The 17786-nt window shown below is 42.4% G+C and carries 18 protein-coding genes and 1 pseudogene; 11 read left to right on the top strand and 8 right to left on the bottom strand.

Going from position 1 to position 17786, the window contains the following annotated elements:
- The first annotated feature begins 11 nt into the window (after positions 1-11).
- The 9 genes and pseudogenes from moaC to C5470_RS02405 all read left to right on the top strand — a co-directional run bounded on the left by moaC (position 12) and on the right by C5470_RS02405 (position 6156).
- Positions 12-491, top strand: coding sequence for a cyclic pyranopterin monophosphate synthase MoaC (gene moaC, locus C5470_RS02450; RefSeq protein ID WP_166285668.1), 480 nt, complete (start codon positions 12-14; stop codon positions 489-491).
- Positions 488-733: a molybdopterin synthase sulfur carrier subunit gene (gene moaD, locus C5470_RS02445; protein WP_166285666.1), complete on the top strand. Its 246-nt coding sequence runs from the start codon at positions 488-490 to the stop codon at positions 731-733. The genes moaC and moaD overlap by 4 nt, the downstream gene beginning before the upstream one ends.
- 3 nt (positions 734-736) lie before the next feature.
- Complete coding sequence (gene moaE / locus C5470_RS02440; protein ID WP_166285664.1) at positions 737-1192, top strand: molybdopterin synthase catalytic subunit MoaE; 456 nt, start codon at positions 737-739, stop codon at positions 1190-1192.
- Between the two features lie 180 nt (positions 1193-1372).
- Entirely contained in the window at positions 1373-2083 is a 711-nt protein-coding gene (locus C5470_RS02435) for a Bax inhibitor-1/YccA family protein (RefSeq protein WP_166285662.1), read from the top strand.
- 776 nt (positions 2084-2859) lie between these two features.
- Complete coding sequence (locus C5470_RS02425) at positions 2860-3435, top strand: PLP-dependent aminotransferase family protein (RefSeq protein WP_242687791.1); 576 nt, start codon at positions 2860-2862, stop codon at positions 3433-3435.
- A gap of 32 nt (positions 3436-3467) precedes the next feature.
- A pseudogene (locus tag C5470_RS02420) lies at positions 3468-4370 on the top strand (IS630 family transposase).
- A 78-nt stretch (positions 4371-4448) separates the two neighbouring features.
- A complete protein-coding gene (locus C5470_RS02415; RefSeq protein WP_242687790.1) occupies positions 4449-5054 on the top strand; it encodes a tail assembly protein in 606 nt (201 codons plus the stop codon).
- A 503-nt stretch (positions 5055-5557) separates the two neighbouring features.
- A complete protein-coding gene (locus C5470_RS02410) occupies positions 5558-5854 on the top strand; it encodes a type II toxin-antitoxin system HicB family antitoxin (RefSeq protein ID WP_166285660.1) in 297 nt (98 codons plus the stop codon).
- Positions 5855-5868: 14 nt separating this feature from the next.
- Positions 5869-6156, top strand: a complete 288-nt coding sequence (locus C5470_RS02405; RefSeq protein WP_166285658.1) for a type II toxin-antitoxin system HicA family toxin — start codon at positions 5869-5871, stop codon at positions 6154-6156.
- A 63-nt stretch (positions 6157-6219) separates the two neighbouring features.
- Here the strand turns inward: C5470_RS02405 and C5470_RS02400 are convergent, their stop codons facing one another.
- The 6 genes from C5470_RS02400 to C5470_RS02375 all read right to left on the bottom strand — a co-directional run bounded on the left by C5470_RS02400 (position 6220) and on the right by C5470_RS02375 (position 13205).
- Positions 6220-7104: an IS982 family transposase gene (locus C5470_RS02400; RefSeq protein ID WP_166285656.1), complete on the bottom strand. Its 885-nt coding sequence runs from the start codon at positions 7102-7104 to the stop codon at positions 6220-6222.
- Positions 7105-7487: 383 nt separating this feature from the next.
- Positions 7488-8594, bottom strand: coding sequence for an ABC transporter permease (locus C5470_RS02395; protein WP_166285654.1), 1107 nt, complete (start codon positions 8592-8594; stop codon positions 7488-7490).
- A gap of 12 nt (positions 8595-8606) precedes the next feature.
- Entirely contained in the window at positions 8607-9767 is a 1161-nt protein-coding gene (locus C5470_RS02390; RefSeq protein ID WP_166285652.1) for an ABC transporter permease, read from the bottom strand.
- Positions 9764-11500: an ATP-binding cassette domain-containing protein gene (locus tag C5470_RS02385; protein ID WP_166285650.1), complete on the bottom strand. Its 1737-nt coding sequence runs from the start codon at positions 11498-11500 to the stop codon at positions 9764-9766. The genes C5470_RS02390 and C5470_RS02385 overlap by 4 nt, the downstream gene beginning before the upstream one ends.
- Positions 11501-11509: 9 nt before the next feature.
- Positions 11510-12502 (bottom strand): secretion protein HlyD, encoded by a 993-nt coding sequence (gene hlyD, locus C5470_RS02380; protein WP_166285648.1) that lies wholly within the window; start codon positions 12500-12502, stop codon positions 11510-11512.
- Between the two features lie 16 nt (positions 12503-12518).
- Positions 12519-13205 carry a transcriptional regulator gene (locus tag C5470_RS02375; RefSeq protein ID WP_166285646.1) on the bottom strand — a complete coding sequence of 229 codons (687 nt, stop codon included), beginning with the start codon at positions 13203-13205 and terminating at the stop codon, positions 12519-12521.
- 304 nt (positions 13206-13509) lie between these two features.
- On the opposite strand from C5470_RS02375, the gene rhlE reads away from it, so the two are divergent.
- Positions 13510-14799: an ATP-dependent RNA helicase RhlE gene (gene rhlE, locus C5470_RS02370; RefSeq protein ID WP_166285644.1), complete on the top strand. Its 1290-nt coding sequence runs from the start codon at positions 13510-13512 to the stop codon at positions 14797-14799.
- Between the two features lie 3 nt (positions 14800-14802).
- Positions 14803-15735: a tRNA dihydrouridine(16) synthase DusC gene (dusC, locus tag C5470_RS02365; protein WP_166285642.1), complete on the top strand. Its 933-nt coding sequence runs from the start codon at positions 14803-14805 to the stop codon at positions 15733-15735.
- 54 nt (positions 15736-15789) lie between these two features.
- Here the strand turns inward: dusC and C5470_RS22625 are convergent, their stop codons facing one another.
- Both C5470_RS22625 and C5470_RS02355 read right to left on the bottom strand, forming a co-directional pair.
- Positions 15790-16011: a GNAT family N-acetyltransferase gene (locus tag C5470_RS22625; RefSeq protein ID WP_242687789.1), complete on the bottom strand. Its 222-nt coding sequence runs from the start codon at positions 16009-16011 to the stop codon at positions 15790-15792.
- Positions 16012-16336: 325 nt separating this feature from the next.
- The gene (locus tag C5470_RS02355) at positions 16337-17446 is read right to left on the bottom strand and encodes a lipase family protein (RefSeq protein ID WP_166285640.1); all 1110 of its coding nucleotides are present in this window, start codon (positions 17444-17446) and stop codon (positions 16337-16339) included.
- Positions 17447-17786 lie beyond the last annotated feature (340 nt).

Here is a 17786-nt window from a genome sequence, read left to right as displayed (position 1 = left end):
AGGAGCAAAGAATGTCTCAATTGACCCACATTAATTCTACTGGTGAAGCCCATATGGTTGATATCTCTGCTAAAGCCGAAACAGAACGTGAGGCGCGGGCAGAGGCTTTTATTGAAATGATGCCGGAAACACTGGCAATGATCATTGATGGCAGCCATCACAAAGGTGATGTGTTTGCAACCGCCCGGATTGCGGGTATTCAGGCGGCGAAGCGCACATGGGAATTAATTCCGCTTTGTCATCCATTACAGCTAACGAAAGTCGAAGTTCAGCTGGAAGCGCAGACAGAATATAACCGGGTGAGAATTGAATCCTGCTGCTGTCTGACAGGAAGAACCGGCGTTGAAATGGAGGCGCTGACAGCGGCATCCGTCGCGGCGCTGACTATTTATGATATGTGTAAAGCCGTACAGAAAGATATGGTCATTGGGCCGGTTCGTTTGCTGGAGAAACGGGGTGGGCGATTAGGGCATTTTAAGGTGGAAGAATGATTAAAGTACTCTTTTTTGCTCAAGTACGTGAACTGGTCGGTACTGATTCACTGGATCTGGATAATCATTACCCAACCGTTGATGGCTTGAGAAAGGCATTAATATTAAAAGGTGAGCGTTGGGCTATGGCGCTGGAAGATGGAAAACTCCTGTCAGCAGTAAACCAAACTTTTGTTCATAGTGGGCATCCATTACAGGATGGTGATGAAGTGGCTTTTTTCCCGCCGGTGACTGGGGGGTGATTAATGGAAAACACGCGCATTTTTGTTGGCCCGGAAAATTTCAGTATGGGGGATGAGTACCAATGGCTTTCTCAATGTGATGAGGATGGCGCTATCGTCACTTTCACGGGTAAAGTCCGTAATCATAATCTGGGTGATAGTGTGGGAGCATTGAGGTTAGAACACTATCCCGGAATGACGGAAAAAGCATTACAGAATATTGTCACCGAAGCGCGCAATCGTTGGTCATTGCAGAGAATCAGTGTTATCCATCGGGTAGGCATGCTCCATCCCGGTGATGAAATTGTATTTGTCGGTGTTACCAGCGCTCATCGCAGTATGGCTTTTAACGCGGCTGAATTTATTATCGATTATTTGAAAACAAAGGCACCTTTCTGGAAAAAAGAGTTCTTGTCTGAAGGTGAACGTTGGGTTGAATCCCGCGAGAGTGATCAAGAAGCTACGAAACGCTGGTTGTGAAGGTATTTTCTATTTCTGCGAAACGCTTCGAAAACTGATTAGATAGATGAACGGCTATACAAGTAATTATTGAATGGTTAATTGTTTTGATTATATTCTGTGATAATGTATAAAACTTGAGTGGGTTGTTGATATTAAAACAGCCCGAATTTCTAAACACTGTCATAGAAGGTAAGCGCCATGGATCGTTATCCACGCTCAAATGGTTCTATAATCCAGCAGGCTGGAACCGGCCTGCAAACTTATATGGCCCAAGTTTATGGTTGGATGACTTGTGGCCTGTTGTTAACGGCGTTTGTGGCTTGGTATGCGTCACAAAGTCACGCTGTTGTTGCATTTATTTTCTCAAACTCAATTGTTTTCTATGGGCTGATTATTGCTCAATTGGGACTGGTTTTCGTTCTTTCCGGTTTGATTAACCGTATGAACGGTTCATTAGCGACAGGGTTGTTTATGCTGTATTCAGCTCTGACCGGGCTGACGCTTTCCAGTATTTTCATCGTATACACCGGTGGTTCCATTGCGACGACTTTTGTCGTGACCGCAGGCATGTTTGGTGCACTGAGTTTTTACGGCTATACCACCAAGCGTAGTCTGAGTGGCCTTGGCAGCTTCTTGTTTATGGGGCTTATCGGCATCATTCTGGCTTCTCTGGTTAACTATTGGTTAAAGAGTGAAACGTTGATGTGGGCGATAACCTACATTGGTGTGGTTATTTTTGCGGGCCTGACCGCTTATGACACTCAGAAACTGAAAGAGATGGGTGAAGAGCTGGATGTGAATGATAAAGAGAGTCTGCGTAAATTTTCTATTGTCGGCGCGCTGACCCTGTATCTGGACTTCATTAATATGTTCTTGATGCTGCTGCGTATTTTTGGTGATCGTCGTTAATTGATATCTTCAGTGTAGTTAAATAACTTTAGCTACACTGAGTTTTAGATTTATTTTCTAATAACAAAGAATTATATCGCTTTATTGGTCTAAAAATTCACAATTATATTTTTGTGAATTGTGTTGACGCTTATATCAAAAAGAGTGTTTGTTGAATTAATAATATCTGAATAACAAGAGTAGTTATTCTTTATGCTTAGTGATTCTCTTAAATTCATTTAGTTGTTGATGGAGAGAAACGTCTATGAAGCATGTTTTGATTGTGGATTAATCCCACGTAATTCATATTTACTGAGGTATCATTATTGCAAATATAATAATATTTTTTTATTATTAAACAAGTAATATAATTACAATGGCTAATATAGATTTTAATGTAAATTATTTGTGATTAATTGATTTCTGATTTTTTTTCATGAGAATATAAATTACTATAAAGGTAAATTTTATTACATAGGAGCCATGATTCACGATATTCTCACAAGAGAATTCAATGTAATTTATTACATGAATAATAATAAATTTATAAATTATAAGAAAGTTATTAGCATCTCAGAAAATGATTGGGAAAATGCAGAAAATAATAAGATGTCAGGCTTAGATGTGAAAATATCTGGTATAAATTATATGACAGACCAATATGGTAGAGATTTTCATCATTTCTGTACTATACCCTATAGATTTCAAGATGCATCGCGACGGCAAGGGAGCGAATCCCCGGGAGCATAGCGAACTATGTGACAGGGGTGAGCGAGTGCAGCCAACAAAGAGGCAACTTGAAAGATAACGGGTATACATCATATCTTGGTCTGGATTATCATAACGATATATTAAATGGTGCTATAGACGCGATAAAAGAAACAGGGTCACTTCGTATACCTAACTCGAAGAACAGGTGTAAACTTTCCATCTTGGAAAATTATGAACAGGAATTGTCAGCGTTATTTAATGCCGAATGTTTAAGTACATTATCATGTAGTTCTGCAAGTTCAGGTATATTGCCTTTACTTGCATCGGGTGTTTTCACTGGAAACGTAAACCCGGTTATGGTATTTGACAAATATTCTCATTATTCTATGAATCATTTAAAACCGTCATGCGCTGATGAAACAGATGTGATAACAATCCCACATAATGATATGGGTTATCTTGAAGATATATGTAAAAGACATAAGAAAGTGGTTTATGTGGCAGATGGTCTATACAGTATGGGTGGTGTTGCTGACATAGGTTCAATAATGTATTTAAAAGAACGGTATGGGTTATTCACCTACTTGGATGATTCACATGCTTTATCTGCTATAGGAGATAAAGGTCGTGGATATATACCCGTGATTATTGAAACTGCTTGATTTTCCCCAAACTAAGGCTCATGGTATCCGTCATGAAAATATTCATTACCGATGAACAGAAAGCCGAACTCGAACACCTTCACACACCTGCCGTGATAAGAGGGAATGTGATCGCATCAAAGCGGTTCTGCTGGCCTCTGAGGGCTGGAGTTCTGTCATTCGCTCAGGCCCTGCGTCTGCATGAAACAACGGTTAATCGTCATATCAGCGATGACCTTAATCACCGCAAACTGAAGCCCGAAAATGGCGGCTCTCAGAGCTACCTCAGCGAAACACAGACGCAGGAACTTATCGCTTATCTGACCGCGTATCTTCTGCCCACCACACAGGCGGTTATCCGCCTTGTCGAAGAACGGTGGGATATCAGTTACACCGTTCCCCGGCATCAATAGCCCATCCTGTTCATTGATGGCGTTCATCCCACGCAGGGGACGAAACTCGCTTATGGCTGGATACGCAAAGGCCAGAAAACCGCAGTGAAAACCACGGGAAGCCGTACTCGTCTGAATCTGATGGGGGCTCTGAATCTGGCCGATATCAGCAAAACCGTGGTACGCGAATATGATCGTATCGACAGTTATCACATCGCAGAATTTTTCATTGCCCTGCGTGAAACCTATCCGCTCAGTCAGAAGGTTCATATTATCCTTGACGGAGCCGGTTATCACCGGAGTGAGTTAGTGAAAGACTGGGCTTATGTGATGAATATTGAGCTTCATGACTTACCCCCCTACAGCCCGAATCTGAACCCGATAGAAAGGCTGTGGAAAGTGATGAATGAACAAGTCAGAAATAATCGTTACTTCGCCTCGACGGCCTTGTTCAGGCAGGCGATACATCACTTTTTTACGGAAATATTACCGGAACTTGCCGGGAACCTGTCGTGCCGTATTAATGACAACTTCCAGGTTCTGAATCCTGCATCTTCAAGTTAAGTGGGTATAACTTATTACGAAACCCCTATTATATCATGCAAATAACCCACTTCGGGTGGGTTTTTTATGACGTCAATTATGGCTTATGTTGATGTACCAATGAGAACAGTCCGGATGCACGGACCTTTAATTAAACATTTCGGCAAAGAATTTAAATATAAAGCATTGGATGTGAAGAAAGCAATTGATGCTATGCGTTGTTTATTGCCAGGTTTTGAAAAATATATGTTAGAAGCTCACAAAAAAGGGCTGACATTCGCTATTTTTGTGGGGGGCAAAAATATCAGCAAAGATGAACTGGATATGACGAAGGGCACTGATGATATCCACATTTTACCCGTGATCATTGGTAGTAAACGAGGTGGATTGTTTCAAACAATATTGGGAGCCGCTTTGCTAGCTGTTTCAATTTGGAACCCTACATTTTTGGGAATGTTTGCAGCGTTTGCCCAAGGTATGGGTATGGTAGGCGCATCAATGGCTTTAGGCGGTGTTATTCAGATGCTTTCCCCACAAATGCCAGGGCTAAGAATGCGTGAATCCCCGGATAATAAGCCGAGCTATGCTTTCGGTGGACCAGTCAACACGACTGCGCAGGGTAATCCGGTTGCCGTACTGTACGGAACCTGCGAAATCGGTGGCGCAATCATTTCCGCTGGGATTTATACCGAAGATCAGCAGTAAATCGCAAGCTAGGGATGGTTTAAATAATCACCTTTTCTTACATTATTGTGTGAGTTATTATTAATCAGTAGCAAACATTGAAAGTATCTTCCATACTAGAAGTTAGGTCTAAAGGAAGCATTCTAGGGGGTGTGAGCTGGCCCATAAAATATACTCCAACTAGTTGATATAAATAGGGTAATACCCTGTGAGCTGAGAAATGGATAATACTATAGCAAAAATATTCATTCCTAGCCCATTCTAACCCCAAGCCAAGGATGGCTTACTGTAACACTATGATGTCTGATGTTTTTTACAACTTGGCTTCATCATGATAAACATTGTGCTTAAAATGCTTATTTATAATGAGCTTACATCTTCTTCGTTTTTTCGTTCCTCACTTTTCGTCTAATTTCGAACTTGCTTTTCTGGGAAATGGATTTGCTTAGTTAATACTAAACGTATTACACTTATTTCTATACGGTCTGTATAGATCTGGTTGCTTGGTACAGAGGAGAAGAAAAATGAGATTACGTTGCATGGCTTATCGTCAAGATGGGATGTATGTGGCTGCCTGTTTGGATTTTTCTTTGGCTGCACAGGGTGACAATATAGAAGAAGCAATAAATAAGCTCGAAGCCCAGATTGAGGATTATCTTGAAGAAGTGAGGGCGGAGCCTCAGTACGCCAAACAAATGTTAAGCCGAAAAGCACCACTATCTATGTGGTTCAAATATTGGCGGATTGCCTTTAGAATTTTCATGAACAAAAAAGACAGTGGTATGGCTAAAGTTTTTAATGAACAGTGTGAACCCGCTTGATGTAGGGTGATATCATGTTTTTTAAAAAATTAACGCCGTTGAAATACGCCGAAGTCATTAAAGGACTTACCGCGCTTGGTTTTGAGATGAAGCCTAAAAAGGGGACTTCTCACGAGCAATGGATCAAGAAAACTGAGAACGGAAAATGGCTAGTCACGGTTGATAAACACCACGCACCGTTCTCAAGAGACCTGATAAAATCAATGGCGAAACAAGCTGGTATCAGTACTAAAGAGTTTCATTCATTATGCAAGGGTGTGATCAGCGCTGAACAAGTTCATGCTGAGAATTCATCAGAATAAGCAATTTTAAGTTTTATACCTACCAATCCTAGCCGCTTAATTGCGGTTTTTTTGTATTTAACCTCAGCTTTGCTTAAGGATAGCGATTTCAGAATCATGTAAATTTAAGCTCGGTTTTTTCGGTTGGAATGGATATGCAATTAAGCCCGATACGACCTCCAACAAAAAGCCGACTATACTCCGATGTCGTGAATGTTCTATCTGAGAAATATTTTTCAATGGGTCATTCACGGTCTCTATCAAAAAACGCTTTCTTAACATAATCTTATCCCAAAGCGATAAAAACTTGGTTTTCCTATTGCGACGAACACGTGTGATAAGTGTTATCCCTTCTGCCTCCAGTTCATCACTTAAAGCTTGTGATAAATACCCTTTGTCGCCATACAGATGTCCTGTTAATCCTTTTACCCATTCCTTAACCGGATGGCGAGCATCTGTATTTCCCCGCGTTAATTTGACAGACAAACGCTCCCCACACTCATTAATGACCAAATGAAGTTTAAAACCATAAAACCACCCCATACTGGTTTTCCCCCGTTGTGCTACCCGCTCAAAAACCTTATTTCGGGGAATACGAAGATTATGACAAACGGCGATTTTGGTGGAGTCGATAAAAGCCATGCCTTGTGATTTTTCTTTGCGTGAAGAAAGAAAAGCGCACAACGGGATAATCGCTCTTTTCTTCAAGGTTATTATTCGGTTGTCACTGACCAGATGGGGGAAATCAGCCTTAAGATACTGTTGCACATGCTCAATATAAAACGCTTTGAAATGACGATAGTGGCTCATGTGAAATAAAATAAGGAGCGTCATGATTTCACTCAGTGACAGGGAAGCGGCGCGATGGCGTTTAAGCAGGTTATTCTCGATGAGCTGTTGTTCCCAAAGCGGAATAAATTTTTGGTAAAAATCATCGACGCAGCAGTCAAGTTCTTCTAAAGTCACCATAGCCTGAGGATCTCCACGATTTTGTTTTCTATACAAAAACTTTGATCGTGCCTCAGGCTCTTAGTTCCTTTTTTCTTTCCTTTCTTAAGCAGAGTTCAGGTTAATCAGATAGAGTCTTAAGCGTGTACATAGCGTCAAAATCAGATTTATCCGTGCGTCAATTAATGACCAAAATGAAGATTTACTGTGAAAATCGGTGGTGAGGTGAAATTGTGAGCGACCTGAGGTGTCGAAATAAATTGAAAGCCGGGTGACCGGCTTAATGGTGTAAAATCAATTGCTATACCCCATATCGGGTGCTATTTTTGTTTGTACACATGTGTGTGCATATATTTTTATTTTGTGATTTATTTGTGTTTAACATATTGTTTTTATTTGATATTTTAGGCTATTTTACGTCTAAATAACCAATAGGCAAGATTACCGGTTGTGATAGTGATTGCCAGAAGGGGCAACAGGCTTCTCCAGATAACAGTGAAATCAGCATCTTTAAGATAAATCTGCTTGGTTATGTCATTAAAATGCCAGATAGGATTAATCCAGGTGAGATCTTGTAACCATCCCGGCATATTTTCAACCGGAGAAATATAACCGGAGATCAAGATGGCAGGCATGATAAAGACAAATACACCAATAAATGCCTGTTGCTGAGTGTAACAAAGAGAAGAGATTAATAAGCCAAATCCCACCAGCGATAAGCTGTATATCAACATGGATAAATAGAACAGCGGCAGTGAGCCAGAAAATGGGATTTGATAGCAAAATATACCGATAGCCAACACTAAAGTTGCTTGGAAAGTAGCCACGACTACAGCAGGAACCGCTTTGCCAATGAAAATTTGCCAGGTGGTCATAGGTGAAACCAGTAACTGGTCCAGCGTTCCTTGTTCCCTTTCACGGGCGATTGACAATGCCGTGACCGTTAATATTCCGACCGTGGTAATCAGTGCAACCAGAGAAGGCACGACAAACCATTTATAATCCAGATTGGGGTTATACCAGTTGCGGATCACCAACTCACTGTTATTGGCTTTCGGCATATTACTCATTAGCTCTTGTTGATAGCTCAGGACAATTTCCTGGATATAGCCGGCAGCAATTTGAGCACTGTTAGAATTACGGCCATCCAGCAGTACTTGAAGAGAAACGGGATCATGGCTGGCAATTTTAGCACTGAAACCTTGTGGGAAGCGAACCAGTAATAAGGCTTTTTGGTGATCGATGATTGGCTGTATCTCTTGTGAATGGGTCAACAATATCACGTCAGGAAATGCTTTTGATTTTGCCAGCCGTTGAGTCAGCTCGATAGAGGCTTTGCCTTTGTCTTCATCAAAAATAGCAATGGTCGCGTTAGTAACATCAAGCGTTGCTGATAGTGGAAATAGGATCATCTGAAAGATAACTGGCATCACTAATATGGCCCGTGTCTGCGGATCTCTGAGTAGAGACTGTAATTCTTTAATAATCAGTGTGTAAAGACGATAAAACATGGTAATTCCTTCTTAATCCAGGCGCCGCGGGGTTTTCCATGCAGTCAGACCAATAAACAAAATCGCGGAGGCAATCAGCAGTAACAGGTTTATCATTAATACCGTACTGATATTTCCAGCCAGAAAAAGCGTGTGCAGGCTACTGACAAAATAACGGGCAGGAATGAAATAGGTCACTACCTGAATAAACGCAGGCATGCTGTTTATTTCAAAAATAAAGCCAGAAAGCATGATTGCAGGCAGAAAGGCGACATTCAACGCTATCATTGCCGCATTAAATTGGTTGCGTGTAATGGTGGAGATTAAAAGCCCGATACCCAGGGCAGTAGCCAGGTAGAGACTGGTGATCGCAGACAATATCCATAGCGAGCCTCGATAGGGGACGTCCAGCACAAATACAGCCACCAGCATACAGAGTAGCATGGCGAAAGACCCAAGTACCTGATAAGGCAGAAGCTTGGAAAGCAGTAATTCGGTACGAGTAATTTGGGTGGAAAGCAGGGCTTCCATCGTACCGCGCTCCCATTCACGGGCAACAACCAATGATGTCAGAATGGCGCCAACGACAGTGATGATAATGGTTATTGCGCCAGGAATGATGAAATGCTGGCTGATGGCTGCCGGATTGAACCAATAACGGATTTGCATATCAATCAATGGATTAGCCGGGTTTCCCTGATCCTGCCCCCTTTGTTGCAACCAAATCTGCCATACGCCTTTGGCGTAAATTTGTACAAAGCTTGCGGTATTCGGTTCACTGCCGTCAGTGATGACTTGAATTTGTGCTTTACCATCAGAGCGGGCAAGTTGAGCATCGAAATTCACAGGAATGACAATCAGCCCACGTATTTCTCCTGATTGCATCATATTAATTAATTGCTGACGGTTATCGCTGATTTTAGGCTCAATATAGGGCGAACCGGCAAAAGCCTGTATTAACTCGCGGGCATCTTCACTTTGTTGTTCCACCAGAATACCAATACGGACGGTGCTGGAGTCGAGATTAATGCCGTATCCGAAGATAAATAGCAGAATCAGTGGAATGACAATAGAAATTAACCCACTGGTGGGATCACGTAAGATCTGTTTTGTCTCTTTGATACAAAGTGCTTTCAGTCGCCACCAGGAGAAGCGGACGGCCTTCTGTGGAGCGTGCTGCTTTGGGGGGGTCATTGCGGCTCCTCATCGTAATTAACGACCAGATCAATAAATGCCTGCTCCATTGATGGATCAGGGTTTTCATCAGTAGCGACCAATTGCTTCAAATCATCCGGTGTGCCAGCGGCAATCAGTTTACCGCGAAATACCAGCCCTATCCGGTCACAATATTCTGCTTCATCCATAAAGTGGGTGGTCACCATAACGGTGACGCCTTTATTGACCATGCCATTGATATGTAACCAGAATTCACGTCGTATTTGCGGATCGACACCCGAAGTCGGCTCATCCAGAAACAGAATATCGGGTTCATGCATCAGTGAGCAGGAAAGGGCAAGGCGTTGTTTATATCCCAATGGCAATTCGTCGGTTGTCTGATGTAAAACAGATTTGAGATTGAAGGCTTCGACCATTCCGTCAATTTTCTCTTTTTGTCTGCACCCTTGCAGGCCATAAATGCCCGAAAAGAATTTCAGGTTCTGTTCAACCGTCAAGTTACCGTATAGTGAAAATTTTTGCGCCATATAACCCAGATGCTGACGGGCTTTCCCGGAACTGGTCTTCAAATCCATCCCCAATACCAGCGCCTTACCCTCAGTCGGCACCATGAGTCCGCACATCATTTTAAACGTCGTAGATTTACCGGCACCGTTAGGCCCAAGCAGGCCAAAGATTTCTCCGCGTTTCACCTGAAAATCAACATGATCAGTGGCAGCAAAATCACCAAATTTCTTGGTTAAATCCTGTGCTTCAATCACCGTTTCTGTGGGATTAGCTTCAATCTGTGGCATGATTTCTGCCAGTTCCGAGTGGCGGGCAGGCTCACCGCCGAGTAAATCAATAAAAGCATCTTCAAAACGGGGAGCCGCTGTAATGATTTCAGCATCAGGCAGTGCAAGCTGATTAAGCAGGTCTTGCGGCAGGACATCAGGTTTAAGAATAAGACGGATATATTTTCCCTGAATCACGCCATCGGTTACTTGTGGCAAAGTAAGAGCACATTGCAACGTTTTTCTGCGGGAATTCTGTTTGGCGTCAAGTAGGAAAGAACGTCCGGACATTGTTTGGGTCAGTTTCTGTGGTTGCCCGTTATAGAGCAGTTTTCCCTGGTTGAGTAACAGGACATCGCGGCACCGTTCAGCTTCATCCAAATAGGAAGTACTCCAGAGGATAAGCATGCCATCATCTGCCAGTTCGTGAACCATCCGCCAGAGTTCGCGGCGGGCTATCGGATCAACACCCACTCCGGGTTCGTCCAGGAGCAGAACTTTGGGCTTGCCGAGCAGAGTACAGGCCAGCCCCAGTTTTTGCTTCATGCCGCCTGAAAGCTTGCCCGCCAGTCGTCCGGTAAAATGGGTCAGGTCAGTAAAAGTGAGCAATTGCTCATAGGTTTTTTTACGTTCGTCACCCAATACACCGCGCAGATCCGCATACAAATTCAGGTTTTCTAAAACCGTCAGATCTTCATACAGGCCAAATTTTTGGGGCATATAGCCCAGTTCAAAGCGCACTTGTACACCATGTTTAATCGGATCAAGCCCCATTATTTCAATAGAACCACTATCTGGTTTCAATAAGCCAGCCAACATGCGTATCAGCGTGGTTTTTCCTGCCCCATCCGGTCCCACAAGTCCGGTAACTGAACCACCGTAGATCTCTGCGGTCAAGCTGGATACCGCAGGATTATTCAGGCCAGGAAAAGTTTTCTCTACTTTTTCTAACCTGATCGTATATGCAGAGCTGTCCATCACAGTCCCTTATGCGTCTGAATCAGAAAAATGCAGGGTAACCGGCATACCTTGACGCAGGGAATCATCCGGGTCAGTAACGATAATGCGTAACCGATAGACCAGATCAGTGCGCAGATCAGGTGTCTCTACATTCTTTGGTGTAAATTCGGCTGTTGGTGAAATAAAGCCAATTTTACCGTGATAGGGCTGGTCTTTACGGCCGTCAGTGTAGAGTAAAATTTCACGTCCTGGGGTTGCTTGTCCAAGATGGCTTTCACTGATATAGGTTCTTACCCAAACGGGATGGGTCAGAGAAAGGGTAAACACGGTATTGCCCGCTGCCAGCATGGTGCCCGGTTCAATGGCGCGGGTCAGGATAGTACCGGATGAGGGGGAAGTCAGGTGAGTATCTCGTAAGTCCAGTTCAGACTGAGCAACAGCCGCTTCGGCTTGAGCAAGCTGGCCTTTGGCTTCTGCAATTTCTTCTTTACGGTAGCCGGTTTCGAACTGGTTCAGTTTATCTTTCGCTGCTTGTAAAGCAGCCAGAGCTTGATTGCGATTAGTTTTGGCATTGTCCAGTTCGTTGGCCGAAATCATTTTACTTTGCCACAAACCTTGCTGGCGTTTGAGGAAACTATCAGCAAAATGCCAGGCAGCTTCACGTTGCGTTACTTCTGAACGTACTTGCGCAATTTCTTCTGTGCGATAACCCTCTTCCATCATAGCCAGGCGTGCTTTAGCACTATCGCGTGTGGCTTGCGCTTTATTGAGCGCGTTAATAAATGGTGCATTGTCCAGCTGACCGATCACCTGATTAGCATTGATAACATCACCTTCATCAGCTTGCAGGTTGGCAAGTTTGCCACCAACCCGGAAGCTGAGATTGACAGTGCGTATATCTACGTTGCCGTAGAGTGTCAGCGTTTTATCATTTTTATCTTGATAATAGTAACTTCCTAAAATAGCGCCAAGAATAGCAGCGACAACCAATATCGTGAGGGCGAGTTTCTTGTTGTTCATGATCTTCCTTATTCTTTTATTTATTTGAATTATATTTTTTCAGTCCATTCAGTAATAAATCAATATGCTGGATGAGGATCTGATCAATTAATTTATATTCTTCTGGCCCGATATTATTCCAGCCTGTCTGACGTAATAAGGTTTCCCGCGCCATTCGGAAAGAGAGAATTTCACCCATCAGAGCGTGAGTATGGAGCATGGTGGAAAGTTGATGTTCACTAGCACCGATATAGCAGGCGATCAGTTTATTTAATCTGTTGTGGAGAGGCGCCAGAGCTTGCTCATGGATGAGAGTATAAGCATCAGTGGGCGCGAGTTGCTCTCTGGCCATGATCCGGCTGATATTAATGCTCTCTTTTTCAATCATCAGGCGGTTAACGCCAAGAAATCCTTCGTGAATCATCCGCAATATATTGTCTGGTGAATAAGGTGCTGATGATGAAAAAAAATCATCAATCTCTTTAAAAAGATGAGTGAACTCAGTTTTGATTGTGTCAGTAATATACTGAGCAACTGCCTGATAGAGCCCTTCTTTAGAACCGAAATAGTAAGCTATAGCTGCAATATTCTGTTGGGCGCGCAATGCGATTTCTCTGGTTGTCGCGCCGGTTAATCCGGATTTACCGAAAATCTCAAGAGCGGCTTCGAGTAGCTGTTGTTTGGCTTGCTCGCCTCTGGGGGTTTGGACGTTGTTGACTGACATGGACATGAATCCTATTGGAAATAATCAAAAGACTTAAACAAAATATCAATCAAATGGTTAACTCTATACTTATAGTAAATCAATGTAAATTGCATAAAAATGTTATGGATCATGAAAACTATGGCGCAAATACCTGTAGTTTTAGTTGCATTATCAGAAAGTATATCTGGTATAATAGTCAAGATATGGAGCATTGCAGTTTGTGTTTTTTCCTTTTGTGGTATTTACCGCGTCTGATTTTCTTCCCATAAAACTGCCCCTGAATGTAGTTCAGGAATGGTGAAGTCTGGAGTATTTCTTATTTATGAGTTTTGAATCACTTGGCTTAAGTGCTGATATTTTGCGTGCCATTGAAGAACAAGGTTATTCAGCGCCAACGCCAATCCAACAGCAGGCAATCCCTGTTGTATTAGCAGGTAAAGATTTATTGGCGAGCGCTCAGACAGGCACAGGTAAAACTGCGGGTTTTACTTTACCCATGCTGCAACGGCTCAATGACTCGCCTGTTCAGATGAAAGGGCGCAGGCCGGTTAGAGCGTTAGTCCTGACACCAACCCGTGAATTAGCTGCTCAGGTTGGTGAAAATGTACGCGACTACAGCAAACACCTCAGACTTCGTTCTCTGGTGGTTTTTGGTGGTGTCAGTATTAACCCTCAGATGATGAAATTACGTGGTGGTGTTGATATTTTGGTCGCGACACCAGGTCGTTTACTGGATCTTGAACACCAGAATGCGGTTGATTTGTCGCGAGTGGAAATTCTGGTATTGGATGAAGCCGACCGTATGCTGGACATGGGTTTTATCCATGATATCCGTCGGGTACTGAATAAGTTGCCCCCGAAACGGCAAAATTTACTGTTTTCTGCCACCTTCTCTGACGATATCAAAAATTTAGCCAATAAATTATTGCATGATCCTGTCAGTGTTGAGGTTGCACGCCGTAACTCCGCTTCTGAGCAGATTGAACAATTTGTCCATTTTGTCGATAAAAAGCGTAAAGGAGAGCTGCTTTCTTTCCTGATCGGCAGCCGTAACTGGCAACAGGTTTTGGTCTTTACCCGTACCAAACATGGTGCAAATCGTCTGGCAGAACAGTTAAATAAGGATGGCGTAACCGCTTCAGCCATTCATGGCAACAAAAGCCAAGGGGCCAGAACCCGTGCGCTGGCTGATTTTAAAGATGGACGGATCAGGGTGCTGGTCGCGACAGATATTGCTGCCCGTGGTCTGGACATTGATCAATTGCCTCATGTCGTGAATTTTGAACTGCCTAATGTCTCTGAGGATTATGTCCACCGCATTGGACGTACCGGTCGGGCAGATGCGACAGGGCAGGCACTTTCTCTGGTATGTGTTGATGAGCACAAATTACTGAAAGATATTGAACGCCTGCTGAAACGGGAGATTCCCCGTATGGCGATTCCCGGATATGAGCCAGATCCAACCATCAAGGCTGAACCTATTCAGAATGGTCGCCAGGGACGTGGTGATAACCGGCAGAAAAATAGCCACCGCCGTTCTGGAGCGCCTTCGCGTCAGCGCAGCCGTAATCATGCTGATGCATCAAATAAAGCGTCTAGTGCCAGAGGTTAGTCAATGCGGGTTTTGCTGGCTCCGATGGAAGGGGTGCTGGATTCTTTGGTCAGGGAACTGCTGAGTGAAGTCAATGAGTATGATCTGTGCATTACAGAGTTCTTGCGGGTTGTCGATAGCCTGTTGCCGGTAAAATCGTTTTATAAGCTTTGCCCTGAATTACGTAACCAAAGCCGGACACCGTCCGGCACTTTGGTGCGGGTTCAGCTCTTGGGCCAATATCCGCAATGGTTGGCGGAAAATGCGGCACGGGCGGTTGAATTAGGTTCCTGTGGGGTTGATTTAAATTGCGGTTGCCCGTCAAAAACGGTCAATGGTAGTGGCGGTGGAGCAACGTTGCTGAAAGATCCTGAACTGATTTATCAGGGGGTAAAAGCCATGCGTGAAGCTGTACCTTCTCATTTACCTGTGACGGTTAAGGTTCGCCTGGGTTGGGATAGTGGTGATCGGCAATTCGAAATTGCTGATGCAGTACAACAAGCGGGTGCGACGGAAATAACGATTCATGGGCGAACCAAAGAGGATGGTTACAAAGCGGAACGTATTAACTGGCAAGCGATTGGTGAAATTCGTCAGCGCCTTGCTATTCCGGTGGTTGCCAATGGTGAGATTTGGGATTGGCAGAGTGCGCAGGATTGTATGAATGTTACAGGTTGTGATGCTGTCATGATCGGCCGGGGAGCGCTGAATGTTCCCAATTTGAGCAGAGTGGTGAAATATAACGAGCCAAAAATGCCCTGGCAGGGAGTGATTCAATTACTACAAAAATATGTCCGGTTAGAAAAGCAGGGTGATACCGGACAATATCATGTTGCCCGGATTAAACAGTGGCTCGGTTATTTGCGGAAAGAGTACCAAGAAGCGACAACACTCTTTGAGGAGATAAGGAAGCTGAAAACGTCTGCTGATATAGCACATGTGATCTCTTTGATGTGACTGGTGATTAAGAGCAACTTAGAACCTATCCCATTAGCCATTAGGGCTATTATTTTACTCTTCTTTTCTATTCCACTCGTCGCGAGTTATTTCCCATGTTTCTGAGAGCATTCTTTCACTAACATAGTCTTCATTTTCCAGTTTTAGTAATTGCATACCACTTTTAATTGATATTTTCTTTGAAGCAATATTGTCACTGGATTTAGGTGTTCTGAGTACTTTACGATTTAGGGTATTAAACCAAAAATCAGTGACTACTTGAACTGCTTCGGTCATAAATCCATTCCCATGCCATTGTGGATCCAGCCAGAACCCCCTATTATTATTGATGGATCATCCTTCTTTCTTATAGTCCAAAACCATGCATTTCCTTCTGCCATTGATGGTAGCGCGATCTGATTTATAAATTCCGAGGCACCATTATCTGGATAGGGCCATGGAGTGCTTGCTGCAATATATTAGTGTCAAGAAAAAATTAATTAACTTAATGATGATTATTATAAATAATTCTGGCAGAAATGTATTACCTACCAGTAATAAATGGAACCTTTAATTAAGGTTCCATTTTTTTTAAATTAAAAAATATTCAATGAAGAGAAGATTATCTGGTATCGACTGTTCCATCTTGAATCATAGATGAGAAAAGATAATTAATGTTGCGGGCAAGGCCATCATTAATCACAACAATATCATAATTAGTCGGTGGATTAGAACTATCATTAACTTTAATAAAACTCATGCCATACTCTTTGGCATATGCCTCGATATGTTGAAATACGAGTTGTTCAATGAAACCTGGAGAAGGTTCTAACATAGGTGTAGTGAAAGGCAAATCTGGAAAAAGTTGGGTGTAATTTTTATCCTTCACCAGTAAGAGAAAACCGCTAACGGGTAGATATAATATTGGGTAGAGAGCTTTAATTTCTTCTAATCCTTTTGTATGCCAGGCCAGGGTAACGATATCTGTACGATTATGGATCCGGAGAAATTTACTTTCATAGCTCGGTAGGGATGTACCGTTAAAAACAGATTCGGTATAGGATGCAAAAATATCGTTACCGGCAGTTGGGGCAGCAAAGGAGCAAACGTTAATACGAATATTATTGTTTCCTCTATCAAAGTAGCGCCTCTTTAAATATACGCCAAGAGTAGAAGCCATTACACCGCCTAAACTGTGCCCTGTAAGAGTAATATTTTGTATCCCTTCTTCTAGAGCAATTTTATCAATTGCATCGATCAGTGATTCCCCATAGCCAGGTGTGTTATTGCTTTTTATTTGGTTGATAATATAGTCTAATGTTACATGTATTCCCTTTGAAATTTTTGCATTTGCAGGGGCTTTTGAGTCCCAGATTGACCAATTTTCAGTTTTACCTACATTAAAGTTTTCATCATACCAGTTGACATCAGACCATGATCCGCGAATGACAATTCGATAGTCATTTGGGGTTTTGAGATCTTTCACCATGAATAAAACGTGATCATCTTTCTTATCGACAACACTCGTTTTCTTATCAACACTGCCTACACGAAAAACAGCAGGTCCCCAAATGAGAGAGAATCTATCTGCTGTTGCTTTACTACTTGCTAATGATTTTTGAATATTTTCTGAAACGATAGTGGGTTCTGACTCGTAAGTTATTAAACTTCCTGAACCAATAATAAAGCCTAACGCAAGATTTATTTTTTGATCTTCAAGAGAAATAGTCATTTTTACTTCCAAATTTTTAATATGATAAATATTGATCTGATGTTTCAACTTAAACATCAATAACCAATGCTTTTGGTATTTGATTCAAATAAAAACAGAATTAAGGTTAATAATAATCTTTAAATCTGTTTGGTGGAAGTATATAATTTTTTAATGTTATTTTATTTAACAAAATAAATTATCTATAATGAACTTTAAAATAAGTGATAAAAATTATGCTATGCTTTTTATAATATTACCGATGGAAAATAATTCATATTTGAATTTGCAAAGTCGAGTGATAATGGATTGGTGTTATTTTAGTGTTATGTGGAGAAAATAATTTTCTTAGTCAATTTAA

The organism is Photorhabdus stackebrandtii (assembly GCF_011189495.1).
Taxonomy (GTDB): Bacteria; Pseudomonadota; Gammaproteobacteria; order Enterobacterales; family Enterobacteriaceae; genus Photorhabdus; species Photorhabdus khanii.
The sequence above is the reverse complement of the archived record's forward strand: the minus strand, read 5'-3'. Positions and strand labels throughout refer to the sequence as shown.

What these genes read in the sequence shown, in the direction of transcription:
- moaC (WP_166285668.1), top strand. Translation starts at nt 12, where the DNA reads ATGTCTCAATTGACCCACATTAATTCTACTGGTGAAGCCCATATGGTT.
- moaD (WP_166285666.1), top strand. Translation starts at nt 488, where the DNA reads ATGATTAAAGTACTCTTTTTTGCTCAAGTACGTGAACTGGTCGGTACT.
- moaE (WP_166285664.1), top strand. Translation starts at nt 737, where the DNA reads ATGGAAAACACGCGCATTTTTGTTGGCCCGGAAAATTTCAGTATGGGG.
- C5470_RS02435 (WP_166285662.1), top strand. Translation starts at nt 1,373, where the DNA reads ATGGATCGTTATCCACGCTCAAATGGTTCTATAATCCAGCAGGCTGGA.
- C5470_RS02415 (WP_242687790.1), top strand. Translation starts at nt 4,449, where the DNA reads ATGGCTTATGTTGATGTACCAATGAGAACAGTCCGGATGCACGGACCT.
- C5470_RS02410 (WP_166285660.1), top strand. Translation starts at nt 5,558, where the DNA reads ATGAGATTACGTTGCATGGCTTATCGTCAAGATGGGATGTATGTGGCT.
- C5470_RS02405 (WP_166285658.1), top strand. Translation starts at nt 5,869, where the DNA reads ATGTTTTTTAAAAAATTAACGCCGTTGAAATACGCCGAAGTCATTAAA.
- C5470_RS02400 (WP_166285656.1), bottom strand. Translation starts at nt 7,104, where the DNA reads ATGGTGACTTTAGAAGAACTTGACTGCTGCGTCGATGATTTTTACCAA.
- C5470_RS02395 (WP_166285654.1), bottom strand. Translation starts at nt 8,594, where the DNA reads ATGTTTTATCGTCTTTACACACTGATTATTAAAGAATTACAGTCTCTA.
- C5470_RS02390 (WP_166285652.1), bottom strand. Translation starts at nt 9,767, where the DNA reads ATGACCCCCCCAAAGCAGCACGCTCCACAGAAGGCCGTCCGCTTCTCC.
- C5470_RS02385 (WP_166285650.1), bottom strand. Translation starts at nt 11,500, where the DNA reads ATGGACAGCTCTGCATATACGATCAGGTTAGAAAAAGTAGAGAAAACT.
- hlyD (WP_166285648.1), bottom strand. Translation starts at nt 12,502, where the DNA reads ATGAACAACAAGAAACTCGCCCTCACGATATTGGTTGTCGCTGCTATT.
- C5470_RS02375 (WP_166285646.1), bottom strand. Translation starts at nt 13,205, where the DNA reads ATGTCAGTCAACAACGTCCAAACCCCCAGAGGCGAGCAAGCCAAACAA.
- rhlE (WP_166285644.1), top strand. Translation starts at nt 13,510, where the DNA reads ATGAGTTTTGAATCACTTGGCTTAAGTGCTGATATTTTGCGTGCCATT.
- dusC (WP_166285642.1), top strand. Translation starts at nt 14,803, where the DNA reads ATGCGGGTTTTGCTGGCTCCGATGGAAGGGGTGCTGGATTCTTTGGTC.
- C5470_RS22625 (WP_242687789.1), bottom strand. Translation starts at nt 16,011, where the DNA reads ATGACCGAAGCAGTTCAAGTAGTCACTGATTTTTGGTTTAATACCCTA.
- C5470_RS02355 (WP_166285640.1), bottom strand. Translation starts at nt 17,446, where the DNA reads ATGACTATTTCTCTTGAAGATCAAAAAATAAATCTTGCGTTAGGCTTT.